The 14,413-nt window shown below is 69.7% G+C and carries 13 protein-coding genes and 2 tRNA genes; 4 read left to right on the top strand and 11 right to left on the bottom strand.

Annotated features, from left to right (window positions below):
* Nucleotides 1-8: 8 nt before the first annotated feature.
* The 4 genes from gyrA (at nt 9) to AC0L5F_RS10570 (ending at nt 3,816) form a co-directional block, all read left to right on the top strand.
* On the top strand, nt 9-2,576 hold the full coding sequence (gene gyrA, locus AC0L5F_RS10585; protein ID WP_473313321.1) for a DNA gyrase subunit A: 2,568 nt from the start codon (nt 9-11) through the stop codon (nt 2,574-2,576).
* The gene (locus AC0L5F_RS10580) at nt 2,573-3,445 is read left to right on the top strand and encodes a DUF3566 domain-containing protein (protein ID WP_473313319.1); all 873 of its coding nucleotides are present in this window, start codon (nt 2,573-2,575) and stop codon (nt 3,443-3,445) included. The genes gyrA and AC0L5F_RS10580 overlap by 4 nt, the downstream gene beginning before the upstream one ends.
* A gap of 70 nt (nt 3,446-3,515) precedes the next feature.
* A tRNA-Ile gene (locus tag AC0L5F_RS10575) sits at nt 3,516-3,590 on the top strand.
* 150 nt (nt 3,591-3,740) lie between these two features.
* Nucleotides 3,741-3,816, top strand: a tRNA-Ala gene (locus tag AC0L5F_RS10570).
* 22 nt (nt 3,817-3,838) lie between these two features.
* Here the strand turns inward: AC0L5F_RS10570 and AC0L5F_RS10565 are convergent.
* The 11 genes from AC0L5F_RS10565 to AC0L5F_RS10515 form a co-directional block, all read right to left on the bottom strand.
* Nucleotides 3,839-4,009, bottom strand: coding sequence for a DUF3618 domain-containing protein (locus AC0L5F_RS10565; protein ID WP_473313318.1), 171 nt, complete (start codon nt 4,007-4,009; stop codon nt 3,839-3,841).
* Nucleotides 4,006-4,401, bottom strand: a complete 396-nt coding sequence (locus tag AC0L5F_RS10560) for a phage holin family protein (RefSeq protein WP_473313316.1) — start codon at nt 4,399-4,401, stop codon at nt 4,006-4,008. The genes AC0L5F_RS10565 and AC0L5F_RS10560 overlap by 4 nt, the downstream gene beginning before the upstream one ends.
* Entirely contained in the window at nt 4,398-4,556 is a 159-nt protein-coding gene (locus tag AC0L5F_RS10555) for a hypothetical protein (protein WP_473313315.1), read from the bottom strand. Before AC0L5F_RS10555 ends, AC0L5F_RS10560 begins: the two co-directional genes overlap by 4 nt.
* A gap of 41 nt (nt 4,557-4,597) precedes the next feature.
* A complete protein-coding gene (locus tag AC0L5F_RS10550; protein WP_473313314.1) occupies nt 4,598-5,164 on the bottom strand; it encodes a DedA family protein in 567 nt (188 codons plus the stop codon).
* Nucleotides 5,161-5,937, bottom strand: a complete 777-nt coding sequence (locus tag AC0L5F_RS10545) for an MBL fold metallo-hydrolase (RefSeq protein ID WP_473313313.1) — start codon at nt 5,935-5,937, stop codon at nt 5,161-5,163. Before AC0L5F_RS10545 ends, AC0L5F_RS10550 begins: the two co-directional genes overlap by 4 nt.
* The gene (locus AC0L5F_RS10540; protein WP_473313312.1) at nt 5,934-7,997 is read right to left on the bottom strand and encodes an alkaline phosphatase family protein; all 2,064 of its coding nucleotides are present in this window, start codon (nt 7,995-7,997) and stop codon (nt 5,934-5,936) included. Before AC0L5F_RS10540 ends, AC0L5F_RS10545 begins: the two co-directional genes overlap by 4 nt.
* Nucleotides 7,994-8,863, bottom strand: a complete 870-nt coding sequence (locus AC0L5F_RS10535; RefSeq protein ID WP_473313311.1) for an oxygenase MpaB family protein — start codon at nt 8,861-8,863, stop codon at nt 7,994-7,996. Before AC0L5F_RS10535 ends, AC0L5F_RS10540 begins: the two co-directional genes overlap by 4 nt.
* Nucleotides 8,864-8,877: 14 nt before the next feature.
* Entirely contained in the window at nt 8,878-10,551 is a 1,674-nt protein-coding gene (locus tag AC0L5F_RS10530) for an ABC transporter ATP-binding protein (protein ID WP_473313310.1), read from the bottom strand.
* Nucleotides 10,451-11,515, bottom strand: a complete 1,065-nt coding sequence (locus AC0L5F_RS10525; protein ID WP_473313309.1) for an ABC transporter permease — start codon at nt 11,513-11,515, stop codon at nt 10,451-10,453. Before AC0L5F_RS10525 ends, AC0L5F_RS10530 begins: the two co-directional genes overlap by 101 nt.
* 2 nt (nt 11,516-11,517) lie before the next feature.
* Entirely contained in the window at nt 11,518-12,603 is a 1,086-nt protein-coding gene (locus AC0L5F_RS10520; RefSeq protein ID WP_473313308.1) for an ABC transporter permease, read from the bottom strand.
* An 86-nt stretch (nt 12,604-12,689) separates the two neighbouring features.
* Nucleotides 12,690-14,333 carry an ABC transporter substrate-binding protein gene (locus AC0L5F_RS10515; RefSeq protein WP_473313307.1) on the bottom strand — a complete coding sequence of 548 codons (1,644 nt, stop codon included), beginning with the start codon at nt 14,331-14,333 and terminating at the stop codon, nt 12,690-12,692.
* Nucleotides 14,334-14,413: the final 80 nt, after the last annotated feature.

The following is a 14,413-nucleotide window of genomic DNA, read 5'->3' as shown; positions in this document are numbered from 1 at the left end:
ACTCACCCATGACCGACCTCCCCATCGAGCGCGACCGGATCGAACCCGTCGAGCTGCAGGACGAGATGCAGCGCTCGTACATCGACTACGCCATGAGCGTGATCGTGTCCCGAGCCCTGCCCGACGTGCGCGACGGACTCAAGCCCGTCCACCGGCGCGTGCTCTACGCGATGTTCGACGGCGGGTACCGACCCGACCGCGGGTTCAGCAAGTGCAGCCGCATCGTCGGTGACGTCATGGGTCAGTACCACCCGCACGGCGACACCGCGATCTACGACACCCTGGTGCGCCTCGCGCAGCCGTGGGTCATGCGCGCACCGATGGTGCAGGGCCAGGGCAACTTCGGTTCGCCGGGCGACGACCAGGCAGCCGCCATGCGGTACACCGAGTGCAAGCTCGCGCCGATCGCCATGGAGATGGTGCGTGACATCGACGAGGAGACCGTCGACTTCCGCCCCAACTACGACGGCCGTTCGCAAGAACCCAGCGTGCTGCCGGCGCGGTTCCCCAACCTGCTGGTCAACGGTTCGGCCGGCATCGCGGTCGGCATGGCCACCAACATCCCGCCGCACAACCTGCGCGAGGTCGCCGAGGCGGCCCAGTGGGTGCTCGGCCACCCCGACGCCTCCCAGGAGGAGACCCTCGAGGCGTTGATCGAGCGGGTCAAGGGCCCCGACTTCCCCACGCACGGTCTGATCGTCGGCACGCAGGGCATCGAGGACATGTACCGCACGGGCCGCGGCTCGATCCCGATGCGCGCGGTGGTCAACATCGAGGAGGACGCCAAGGGGCGCATCCAGCTGGTCGTCACCGAGCTGCCGTACCAGGTCAACCCCGACTCGCTCATGCGCAAGATCGCCGATCTGGTCAACTCCGGGCGCATGCAGGGCATCAGCGACCTGCGCGACGAGTCCAGCTCGCGCGTCGGCCGCCGCATCGTCGTCGAGATCCGCCGTGACGCCGTCGCCCGCGTGGTGCTCAACAACCTGTTCAAGCACACCGAGCTGCAGACCAACTTCAGCGCCAACATGCTGGCCCTGGTCGACGACGTGCCGCGCACGCTGAGCCTCGACGGCTTCATCACGAACTGGATCACGCACCAGATCGAGGTCATCCGACGCCGCACCGAGTACCGCCTCCGCAAGGCCGAGGAGGAGGCACACATCTTCCGCGGGTACGCCAAGGCCCTCGACGCGCTCGACGACGTCATCGCCCTGATCCGCCGCAGCCCCACGGTCGACGAGGCTCGCGACGGCCTGATCGACCTGCTCGACATCGACGAGATCCAGGCGCGCGCCATCCTCGAGATGCAGCTGCGCCGCCTGGCCGCGCTCGAGCGGCAGAAGATCATCGACAAGCTCAACGAGCTGGAGGCCGCCATCGCGGACTACCAGGACATCCTGGCCCGTGAGGAGCGCCAGCGCTCCATCGTCAGCGAGGAGCTGGCAGCCATCGTCGAGAAGTACGGCGACGACCGGCGCACGCCCATCGTCCCGGCCGACGGCGATCTGTCCGACGAGGACCTGATCCCCGACGAGGACGTCGTGGTGACCATCACCAAGGGCGGCTACGCCAAGCGCACCCGAACCGACCAGTACCGCGTGCAGCACCGCGGGGGCAAGGGAGTGCGCGGTGCCACGTTGCGCGGCGAGGACGTCGTCGACCACGTGTTCGCGACCACCAGCCACCACTGGATCCTGTTCTTCACCACGGCCGGACGCGTCTACCGCACCAAGGCGTACCACCTGCCCGAGGCCGCGCGCGACGCCAAGGGTGGTCACGTCGCCGGACTGTTGTCGTTCCTTCCCGACGAGCAGATCGCGCAGGTCCTGGCGATCCGCGACTACGAGCAGGCGCCCTACCTGGTGCTGGCCACCCGCAAGGGTCTGGTCAAGAAGACCCGTCTGGGCGACTACAACAGCCCCCGTCAGGCCGGCGTCATCGCGATCAACTTCCGCGACGAGGACGACGAGCTGATCGGCGCCGAGCTGGTCAACGCCCAGGACGACATGGTGCTGATCTCACGCAAGGCGCAGGCCATCCGGTTCCGCGCCGACGACGAGCAGCTGCGGCCCATGGGACGCGCCACCTCGGGCGTCACCGGCATGAAGTTCCGTGGCGACGACTCGCTGCTGTCGATGAGCGTGATCCGCCGGCCGGAGCAGGCCGACGACGCCGACGCGGTGCTCGAGCCTGAGCAGCTGTACGTCTTCACGGTCACCGACGGTGGGTACGCCAAGAAGACGCCGATCGAGGACTACCGCCTGCAGGGTCGCGGCGGACTCGGCATCAAGGCCATGCAGATCACCGAGAACCGCGGTGAGCTGGTGGGTGGGCTGGTGCTGGTCGACACCGACGACGTCATCTCCGTCACCAGTGGCGGACAGGTCACTCGTAGCCTCGTCTCAGGTGTGAATGCGACAGGACGTGGCACGATGGGGGTCAAGTTCGTGACGTTCAAGGGGGACGACCGGGTGGTGACCATCGCCCGGAACGCCGAACCGGTTCCCGAGGACGACGCAGCCGATGAGCAGACCGATCAGCCCCAACCGACCGATGAGGTGCACGACGAGTGAGCGACGAGGCCCCCGACGCGAGCACTGACCGTTCGAACGGCGCGATGCCCGGAGCACGTGCGGGCGACGCAGCGCACACCTCGCAGATCCCCAGGATCGACGCGTCGGCCGGTCTCGACGGCGAGACCGACAAGGGTCGTCCGCGACCGGCGGCCGAGAGCCCCAGCATCAAGAGCTCGACCTCGAAGTCTCGGGGCGACGCGAAGAAGACTCCGGCCACCAAGGCGTCATCGGCCAAGAGTGGTGGCAGCAAGTCCACGCCGGCCAGGTCCACGGGAAGCTCGAGCACGAGCACCAAGAGCGGTGGCAGCACGTCGTCGAGCCGGTCGCGTCCGTTGTCGGCCAGTGACTACGCTCGCACCACGTCCTCCTCCCCGTTCGCCACGGCGGTGATTCCCGCCGTCAAGGCTGAGCGTGAGGATGCTCCCGTGTCACAGACCGTCACCACGACCAGCAAGCCCGAGGCGGAGACGCGGACACCGGTGATGTCGGACTCGCGCGGGGGTCGCGCAGCCACGCTCCGGTTGTCGTACATCGAGCCGTGGTCGGTCACCCGGATGGCCTTCACGATCTCCGTCGCGATGATGGTCGTCGCGGTCGTCGCCGTGACGATCTTCTGGGTCATCCTCGACGTCACCGGCATCTGGGAGCAGATCGACAGCAGCGTCAACACCGTGCTGAGTGACGACACGAGCTCCTTCCGCATCACCGACTACCTGGGCTTCACCCGACTGGTGGGTCTGAGTCTGGTCCTGTCGGCCCTCAACGTGGTGATCATGACCATCCTCGCCACCATCGCTGCGCACCTGTACAACCTGGCCGCGCAGCTGTTGGGTGGCTTCGAGGTCACGTACACCTCGCAGGACTGATGGTCGCGCGGGTCCACCCGGGCCGATTTCATCGCGACCGGTGCCGTGAGGTAGTGTTCATCGCTGTTGCGGGCGTATAGCTCAGCTTGGTTAGAGCGCTTCCCTGATAAGGAAGAGGTCCCAGGTTCAAGTCCTGGTACGCCCACTGTTCGAGGAGGATCGATGAGCAAGATCATCACCCTCGGCCTCGCGGCCGCAGGCGTCGTGTGGGCCCTCGGACGACGCACGAAGTCGACCCCGGTCGACCCGTGGGCAGCCGGCACCGATCCGGTCTGACCACACCTCCCCACCACAGGGGGCCTTGGCGCAATTGGTAGCGCACCTGCTTTGCAAGCAGGGGGTTAGGGGTTCGAGTCCCCTAGGCTCCACCAACGACGCCGGGCCGGTGCCCGGTCAGGACCGCCGTCGCCACACGATCACGGCCACGGCGACGGCCAGGGCGATCGGGACCCCGATGCGCACGGACCGCTTGGCTCCGGTCTCGACCTTGCCGGTGAGGGCGTCGACGGTGTCGGCGAGGTGCTCGCGAGTCTGCTCGATCTCGCGCTCGAGGTCGTCGGTCATGAGGTCTCCTCGGTTCCGGGACGGGCGGCGGCCACGTCGGCCTTGACGCTGTCGACACGTTCACGCGGGGGTTCGGGCGCTCGGTCGACCGACCTCTTGCCCACCAGGGCCATCGCACCGGCCACCAAGGCCAGTGCCACACCCACGATCAGTGCCGACAACCAGGCGTCCAGCACCGTCGCCAGGCCGAGCACCGCTGCGGCGACCAAGGTGCCGACCGCGAACCAGACGACCACCCCGGCGGCCCCGAACAGTCCCGCTCCGATGCCGACGCGCTTGCCGGCGGTGGCGAGGTCGCGCTTGGCCAGTGCCATCTCGTCACGCACCAGGGTGGACAGGTCCTCGCTCAGCTGGGCGACCAGCTGACCGGTCGATCGCTCGTCGGCGCTCATGACGTCGATCCCGGGGGCGGGACGTCTGCTCCGGCGGTCGACGTCCGGTCGGTGCGACGCACGGCGTTCTTGATCTGCTCGTAGCGCTCGCGGCCGGCACGCGCGCCCAGCACGTAGCCCGCGGCGGCGCCGACCAGCACGGTCAGCTTCTTCACGGTCATCACTCCTCGACGATGGGGTACCCCTCCACCATGCGTCACATGCGCGAGCGGCGCCGGGAGGCGACCAGCTGGGCCACCCCGGTCAGCGCGAGCGCAGCAGCGACCACCACGACCACGGCCACCCGCTGGTCGTCGATGACCGTGTTCCCGACCAGTCCGATCACCGAGTAGGTGATCGACCACAACAGCGTGGCGCCCACGGCCGCGACCACGTAGCGCTGCCACGGGTAGCCGCCGAGCGCTGCGGCCACGAGCACAGGCACGCGTCCGCCCGGCACCAGGCGCGAGACCAGCAGGGTGCGGACCTCGTTGTGCTCGATGCCCTCGCGCAGGGCAGCCAGCGCGGCCTGCGGGTTGTCGCGCTGGAGCCAGCCGATGCGCTGGGCCAGCGGGGTGCCCCAGCGCCGGAGGGTCAGGTAGGTGATGACGTCGCCGGCGTAGGCGCCGGCCGCGCCCACCGCCACGACCACGACGATCTCCCACGGATGGTCCGCCTGCACCACCACGGCTGCCGCGCTGACCGCCGCCCCGGTGGGCACCACCGGGATGATCGAGCCGAACATGACGAAGCCGGCCATCGTCATCAGCGCCCAGAGGCTCATGCCGCACCTCCTGGCCCCAGCTCGAGCCGGACGCCGTGGCGCGCAGGGAGTGCAGTGGTGACGGCACCGTCGAGTGCCGCGGCGAACCGACCGGCCGGACCGACGAACAACCGTCGGTGGTTGGCGCGCGCGATGCGGCGCAGACCCCACGGCCAGAAGGTGCCGTGGTGGACCGGGAGCGCCCACCGGCTGCCGTTCGACGCGGCGAGACCGGCCGCCTGCTCCGGTCCGAGGTGCTCGTCGCCGAGCGTCGGACCCCAGCCGCCGATCGGCAGCAGGGCGAGGTCGACCGGTTCGACGTCATGCAGGTGGTCGGCCATCCCGGTGTCGCCGGGGTACCAGACGCTGCGACCTCCCGAGGTGATGCGGAAGCCGATCGCGGGACCTGCATGGCGACTGCCCGGCAGTCGGCGCCCGTCGTGCTGGGCCGCCAGCACCTGCACCGCGACACCGGCCACGTCGAGCCGGTCACCCGGAGCCACCTCGTGCACCGTGCGCGAGCCGAGTCGCGCGAGCAGCGCCGCGGCGCCGCGCGGAACCACCAGGGGGACGGCCGGATCGACGGTCCGTAGCGACGGCAGGTGCAGGTGGTCACCGTGCAGGTGGGACACCAGCACGACGTCCACCTCGGCTGCCTCTGCGCGCGGGGTGGGCGCGTGCCGCACCAGGTGAGCGACGCGGTCGGTCAGCAGCGGGTCGGTGCCCACCCGAACGCCGGCCAGCTCCACGGTCGTGCACGAGTGGCCCCACCAGGTGACGGCCAGGCCGGTCACGGACGCCCTCGCAGGCCGAGCTCCTCGAGCCGTCGGACCAGCAGCCGGTGCACGTCCGGTCCGGCCAGAGGACTGCCGTCACCGGTGTCGGACCAAGACTGGGGGTGGATCAGCAGTGCCTCGGTCTGCCAGCCGCCGAAACCGCCGTGCGAACCCACCTGCTCCTCGAAGGCGACGACCTCCTGCAGCTCCGGATCGAACCGGCCGACGACGACCAGGTCGCCCACGTGGTCGCGCGACGACAGCTGGCACAGGTCGGCTGACGCTCGCCAGCCGAACGACCCGGTCGGGTCCTCCCCCTCGCCGCCGACGGTCTCGCCGTCACGCAGGTCGCGCCACCCGGACCCTCCGAACACCCGCACCGTGCTGTCGTCGACCCGGCCCATCACCAGGCCCACGTGCGGATGGGCCGCCAGCCCGTCGATCAGCGCCGGAAAGCGATCGGCGACCGCGCGCAGCGTGAGTCGGTCCGGCTCGTCGGTCAGGTAGACGTGGGCGAGGTTGCCCGACGCGGCGACCACCAGGTGGTCGGTGTCGGGGGTCTGCTGGGCGGGGGGTCGGGTGGCTCGTCGCGCCGCGGCCTCGACGACCCGCGGAGCAGCGGTACCTCCGGCCAGCAGGGTGGCCGGACCCCACGGCTCGGCCGGCCGGTCGTCACCACTGATCCGCACCGGCTGAGCCGCCAGGTCGTGGACGACCTGCGACAGCGTCGACCCGGTCAGCTGCTTGAACGGGGTGCCCTGGGTCTGGCCGTGGTCGGACACCACCACGAGCTCGTAGGTCGCTCGCACCTCCTGCGACACCTCGGTGAAGAACCGCAGCACCCGATCGAGGTTCTCCAGCGTGCGCATCGACTCGGGGCGACTTGGGCCGGCATGGTGGGCGACCTCGTCGTAGTCGACGAAGTCGCAGAAGATCACCGGTGCGCTGCGGGCCATGTGCTCGGCCACGATCGACACGTTCAGGTCACGCAGCACCACGGTGGTCAGGCCGCGCAACAGCACGAACGACCCGGTCCGCCGCACCCGCGGCTCGACACGCCGACGGCGCTGCCGACGGCCCTGGTGCAGCTCGGTCACCATCTGACCGATCAGGAGCACCAGCGACCGGACGAACCCGGCCCGGCCCACTGCGAACGAGGCCGTCGCCCGCTCGCGCGACGGAATGCGGGCGTCGCTCATCGTCAGGATGCGGGTGGGCGCGTCGCCGGAGAACAGGTTGGAGACGCTGACGCCACCGTGCGCCAGCAGGCCGTCGCCGGTGCTGAACGACTGCTCGACGGCCGCCACGTCGTCGGTCTGGCTGGACACCACGAGTCGACCCTGCTTCTTGTCGTACCAGCGAAACGACGGTACCGACGTGACGTCGCCGTGCAGCAGTGCGGCCTGCCCGGCAGGGGTGGTGGCCGGCAGGCCGGTGTGCCAGGACTGCATGCGGTGCGAGTGTGACCGCAGCCAGTGCGACACCGTGGGCATCGCGCCGGCGGTGATCGCCTGACGCATCAACGGCGTGCTCACCCCGTCGAGCTGCACGATCAGCACGCCCCGCGACTCCGAGCCCTCGCGATGGGTCAGCCGCACGGCCTGGCCCATGACCTGGCCGAAGAACGCCTCGTCGCTGCTGGCGTCGAACAACCAGTTGACGCCGGCCGCCACCACCGCGGCCGCCCAGGAGGCGACGACGATCTCACCGACGCTGAACGGCTCGACGGTCGGCACCAGGGTCATGGCGACCCCCAGCAGCAGCGCCTGCGCGAGCAGGCCCGCGACGAGCAGACCCACGGTTCCGGTGAGGACGGTCAGGCGGGTGAGCAGCGGACGCAGCAGGGCGCCGACGGCCAGCAGCACCACCGCGAGCGTGGCGACCGACTCGGTTCCACGGGTCACCTGGGTGCCGGGCAGCAGCCACAGGCTGACCGCGAGCGCCACGAACGAGACCACGAACGAACGCAGCACGCCCGCGATCCACCGCCAGTCGGGCCGGAACCGGCGCAGGTCGCGTCCGACGATCCGCAGTCGTCGACCCAGCGAGCGGCCGACCCGCTCCGAGACCGAGCTCATGGTTGCGGCGCAGCGCTCGGCGGCGCGCCCATGGCCCAGCGGATCGTGCCGGTCATGGCGATGCCGGCGGCTCGGACGGCGGTCGCCTCCGTGACCGGCAGGTACGGCAGGCGCAGGGGCCAGCGGGCCCACAGCGGCAGCAGCCCCACCCCGGCGGCGCACAGCAGCGAGTACGGAGCACGTTGGCTCAACGACACCGGCGGGTGCAGCAGGATGAACCGGGCGGTGCGACGGGCGGCTTCCGTGCTGTGCAGCTCGGGGCGGTAGCCGGCGATCACCTCGTCGAGCTCCGCGACGGTCTCGGGCACGTCGACCGCGCCGAGGCCCCGGGCCACGTGGGCGGTCTCGGCCACGTAGGCGTCGCGGCCGGTCGGGTCGAGCGGCCGGCCGCCGTAGCGGTCGTGCGCCCGCAGGAAGCTGTCGACCTCGGCGACGTGCACCCAGCGGATCAGGTGGGGGTCCGACGCCCGGTACGGGCGGCCGTCGGGGGCGACGCCCTCGATGCGGTCGTGCACGGCCCGGACGATAGCCATGGCCTGGTCGGCCTGCTCGATGGTCGCGAAGGTGGTCTCGGCCAGGAACGTGCTGGTGCGCTGCAGTCGGCCCCACGGGTCTCCGCGGTAGCCGGAGTGCTGGTCGACCGCAGCCATCGCCAACGGGTGCAGCGACTGCAGGAGCAGGGCACGGATTCCACCGACGAACATCGACGCGTCGGAGTGCACCCGGAAGATCGCCGAGTCAGGACCGAAGCGACGCTCACCCGTGCTGCTCCAGATGCGCTCACGGCGAGCAGGACCCTCGTCGCCGGCGACCCGCTCGAACAGGGCAGCGCCGATGCGCTGTCGCACCATCGCCACGGGATCCATGGCTCCAGTCTGTCCTACGACAGGTCGGTCAACAGGTGGCCAGGTGCGGCGCGACGACGACGTTGCTCGGCCGGGTCGGGCACCGGAACCGCGGCGATGAGGCGCTGGGTGTACTCCTCCCGTGGATCGCCGAGCACCTGGGCGCGGTCGCCCACCTCGACCAGCCGGCCGTGCTGCATGACGGCCACGCGGTTGGCGAGCGCGTCGACCACGGCGAGGTCGTGGCTGATGAACAGGCACGCGAAGTCGAAGCGCTGCTGCAGCTCGGTGAACAGCTCGAGCACTCGAGCCTGCACCGACACGTCGAGCGCCGAGGTGGGCTCGTCGGCGATCAACAGGTCCGGATCGAGCGCCAGGGCGCGGGCGAGGCTCACCCGTTGACGCTGGCCGCCGGACAGCTCGTGCGGGTAGCGCTCGGCGTAGGCGCCGGGCAGCTCGACGCTGTCGAGCAGCTCGCGCACCTTGGCGTGCACGGCGTCGTCGGTCAGGTCGGTCTGGACGTGCAGCGGCTCGGCCACGCAGTCGGCGATCGACATGCGCGGATTCAGTGACGCCGCGGGATCCTGGAACACGAACCCGAAGCGGGACCGCAGCGGACGCAGCTCGCGATCGGACAGCCCCGAGATGGTGGTGCCCGACACCCGGACCGTGCCCGCCGTCGGCTGCTGCAGCCCGACCGCCGTGCGGCCGATGGTCGACTTGCCGGACCCGGACTCGCCCACCAGGCCCAGCACCTCGCCGCGGCGGACCGTGAGTGACACCTGGTCGACGGCGCGGAAGCTCGGACGACCGAATCGGCCGGCGAACTCGACGGTGACGTCGTCGATCTCCAGCACCGTCTCGGCGTCCGACGCCACGGGCTGGGGGCCGTCTCCTCGACCCAGGTGCGGAACGGCGTCGAGCAGCGCACGGGTGTAGGGGTGGGCGGGCTCGGCGAACAGCTGGTCGACCGGAGCCTGCTCGACGACCGACCCGCGGTACATGACCACCACGCGATCGGCCATGTCGGCCACCACGCCCATGTTGTGGGTGATGAGCACGATCGCGGTGCCGAGGCGCTCACGCAGCGACAGCAGCAGCTCGAGGATCGCCGCCTGCACGGTGACGTCCAGCGCGGTGGTCGGCTCGTCGGCGATGATCACGTCGGGACTGGACGCGATCGCCATCGCGATCACGACGCGCTGCTTCTGTCCGCCGGACAGCTGGTGCGGGTAGTAGTCGACCCGCTCGGCCGGATCGGGCATCCCGACGAGCTCGAGCAGCTCGACGGCTCGGGCGCGCGCCGCCTTCTTGGACATCTTCTTCGCGGAGTCCGTGCTGTGGGCGCGCAGTCCCTCGATGATCTGCCAACCGACCGTGTACACCGGGTTCAACGCGGTCGACGGCTCCTGGAACACCATCGAGACCTGGTCGCCGCGGATGGGCTGCAGGTCGCGGGTGCTCATGCCGATCAGCTCGCGGTCGACACCCTCGCGGTGGCGCAGCGTGGCCGAACCGGTGACCTCGGCGGTGGACGGGAGCAGGCCCAGCACGGCCCGCGAGGTCACCGACTTGCCGGATCCGGACTCACCCACGACGGCGACGACCTCACCGGGCGCGACGTCGAAGCTGATGCCGTTGACCGCGTGCACCGGCGCAGCGTCGGTGCGGAAGGTGACGTCGAGGTCGGTCAGTGACAGCGCCGCCACACGCTTGGTCTCGCCGGCCGGTGCGGCAGCGGCCGGAGCGTCGAACTCGCCGAAGCTCAGCGGTGTCCGCGGTGGTGGTCTCCCCGCTGCGCGTGCGCAGCAGGGGGTTGAGGATGTCGTTCAGACTCTCGCCGACCAGGGTCGCCCCCAGCACGATGAGCACGATCGCGGCACCGGGGAACACCCCGGTCCACCAGATGCCCGACGAGGCGTCGGGCAGCGCCTTGTTCAGGTCGTAGCCCCACTCCGCGGCGGCCGAGGGCTCGATGCCGAAGCCGAGGAACCCCAGACCTGCGAGGGTGAGGATCGCCTCCGACGCATTGAGCGTCGCGATGACCGGCAGCGACTGCGAGACGTTGGAGAAGATGTGCTTGCGCAGGATGCGGGGGGTGCGGGCGCCCACGACCCGGGCAGCGTCGACGTACGGCTCGGCCTTGACCGACAAGGTGGCGTTCCTGATGACGCGGTAGTACTGCGGCACGAACACGACCGTGATCGAGATGGCAGCGGCCAGGATGCCACCGACGGCCCCGCTGCTGCCGCCGGACAGCACGATCGACACCACGATGGCCAGCAGCAGCGACGGGAACGCGTACAGCGCGTCCATCACGAACACGAGCGCCCGGTCGAGCCACCCCCCGAGGAAGCCCGACAGCAGACCCAGGGGCACACCGACCAGGCCGGACAGGATCACCGCGAGCACGATCACGACGACCGCGGTGCGCGCACCGTAGATGACCCGCGAGAGCACGTCGGTGCCCCCGACGGTGGTGCCGAACAGGTGGTCCCACGAGGGCGGGTCCTGCGTGCCGAACAGCACGCCGTCGGCGCCGCGGGCCTGGTTGAAGCCGTAGGGAGCCAGCAGCGGGGCGAAGACCGCCAGCACGACGAACAGGGCGATCAGCCCGAAACCGAGCAGCAGCATGAAGCGCTGAAGTCCGTGGGACTGCTTGACCACACCCATGATCAGAACCTCACTCGCGGGTCGACGAAGGCGACCACGACGTCGATCAGGAAGCTCATCACCCCGACGATCAGGGCGATGACGGTGACGATGCCCTGCACCGCCAGGAAGTCGCGACGGATCAGGTACTGCGACAGTTGGTATCCGAGGCCCTTCCACTCGAAGGTGGTCTCGGTGAGGATCGCTCCGCCGAGCAGCAGCGCGATCTGCAGCCCCATCACGGTGACCACCGGTACCAGCGCGTTGCGGAACGCGTGCTTGCTCAGCACGCGGCGCTCGCTGACGCCGCGGGCGCGGGCCGCGGTCACGTAGTCCATGCGCAGCGTCTGCAGCAGGTTCACCCGCACCAGCCGCAGGAAGATGCCGCCGGTCAGCAGTCCGAGGGCGATCGCCGGCAGCATGGCGTGCTGCAGGACGTCCCAGATCAGCGACGGCTCGCCCCACAGGATCGCGTCGACGATCATGATGTGGGTCTGCGGATTCACGTTCTGCAAGGTCAGCTCGGTGCTGGTGCTGGCTCGCCCGGACGACGGCCACCCGAACGGGGTGAACGCCAGCTTGAGCAGCAGACCCACGAAGAACACCGGTGCCGCGTAGACCAGGATCGCGAACAGGCGCAGCATGACGTCGGGCAGCCGGTCGCGGTACCGGGCGGCGAGACGTCCGAGTGGGATGCCCACGCAGAACGCCACCAGCAGCGACCAGAACGCCAGCTCGAGCGTGGCCGCACCGTTGACGACCAGGATGTCCGACACCTTGCGGTTGTCGGTGAGCGTGGTGCCGAAGTCGCCGTGCAGCAGTCCGGTGAGGTACTCCCAGTACTGCGTCAGGATCGGGCGGTCCAGTCCGGCGTCGGCCTTGCGCTCGGCGATCTGGGCCGCGCTGAGGCGACCACCCAGGGCGGCCTGGATGGGATCACCGATGACCCGCATCAGCACGAAGACCATCGTGACGAGCAGCCAGATCATCGGGACCAGCAGCGCCAGGCGCACCAGCAGGTAGCGCGCCAGCGGACTCAACCCGCCCCGACGGGGGGCATCGGGTTCGTCCGGTGACGAGACCGGGGTGAGGGACTCGGTGACGGCCATGCGTGGCTCCTGCGGTGGGTGGATCGGGACGACGAAGGGGGCAGGCCCGGTACCGGCCCGGACCTGCCCCCGATCGATCTAGCGGCTCACTTCGACAGTGCCGTGAAGCGGAACTTGAACGACGCGTCGAGCGTGTCGTCGACCCCCTTCACGTCGTCTCCGGCGATGGCGACCTGCGAGCCGGTCAGCAGCGGCAGGTATGGCACCTGGTCGGCGAGCCGGTCCTGGATCTTGCCGATCGTGGCCTCGCGGCTGGCCTGGTCGCCGTCGACGCGCTCCGAGTCCAGCAGCTTGGTCATCTCGTCGTCCTGGAACGGCGTGCCGATCTCGTTGTAGTGCGAGTTGGTGAAGTTGCCGCTCTGCTTGTCGTCGTACGGGCTCAGGAACGGCGACAGGTAGTTGTCGGCGTCCGGGAAGTCCGGGAACCAGCCCAGCTGGAAGACCGGGTACGCGTCGGCGGGGTACTCCTCGGAGTACGTGACCCACTCGGTCGACTGCAGCGAGACCTTGAACAGGCCCGTCGCCTCGAGCTGACGCTTGACGGCGTTGTACTCCTGGTCCGAGCTGGAGCCGTAGTGGTCGGGGTTGTACTGCAGCTTGATGTCGACCGGCGTCTTCACGCCGGCGTCGCTGAGGAACTTCTCGGCGGCCGCCTTGTCGGGCGCGGCGCCGTACAGGTCCTTGAACGCCTCATTCGCTCCGGCCTGGCCGTCGGGCACCATCGAGTACGCCGGGGTGTACGTGCCCTTGTAGACCTGCTCCGACAGCTCGTCGCGGTTGACCGAGGAGGCGGCCGCCTTGCGGATGGCCAGCTTCTGCTCGGGCGAGGTGCCCGGCATCGTGTCGAGGTTGAACACCACGTATCGCAGCTCGCCGCCGGCGCCGGTGTGCACCTTCACGCCGTCGCTCTTCTCGAGGTCGGCGATGTCGGTGGGCGTCAGCGAGCGGTAGGCCACGTCGATGGCGCCGTTCTGGATGTCGAGCTTGAGGTTCTCGGGCTTGGCGTAGTACTTCATCGTCACGTTCTTGGCCTTGGGGGCCTCGTACGTGCCGTCGTAGTCGGGATTCGCCACGAACTCGGCGAGCTGGTTCTTCTGGTAGCTCTTGATGGTGTACGGACCGGAGAAGCCGTTGGCCTTCACGGCGGCGTCGTCGTCGAGCACGGCGTCGGCGGGGTAGGTCTCCTCGTCGACGATCGGACCGGCCGAGGTGACCAGGATCTGCGGGAAGGTCTGGTCGTTGGGCGCCGCGAGGGTGAACGTGACGGTCGAGTCGTCGGTGGCCTCCACCGACTTCATCGCGCCGAGCAGCGAGGCAGGGCCGTTGGGGTCGTTGATCTTGACGATGCGGTTGAAGCTGAAGGCGACGTCGCTGGCGGTCAGGTCGTGACCGTTGGCGAACTTCAGGCCCGGCTTCATGGTGCACACGTACTTGGTGCCGTCGTTCGGGTCGAAGTCGCACTTCGAGGCGGCGTCGGGGGTCAGGTCGGTGGTGCCGGCCGGGAAGTTCAGCAGGTACTGGTACACCTGCGTCTGCACGTTGAGCGAACCGTTGTCGTACGAGCCTGCTGGGTCGATCGAGACCACCTGGTCGGTGGTGCCCACGATCAGCCCGGCGTTGGAGTCGCCGGACTTGCCGGCGCCGCACGCCGCGAGGGCGAGCCCGGAGAGAGCGGCCACCGCGGTGATCGCGATGGTGCGTCGGCCCGTGCTGGGTCGAGTGGTGTTCATCGATGTCCTCCTGAGAACGACTCGGCGCCGTCCCCCGGCCGCCGTGGACTAGTCACGACGGACTAGATCGCTCGGCACGC

The sequence above is a fragment of the Aeromicrobium sp. 10G20-16 genome (assembly GCF_055809665.1).
This window is presented reverse-complemented; position numbering and strand designations above follow the sequence as displayed.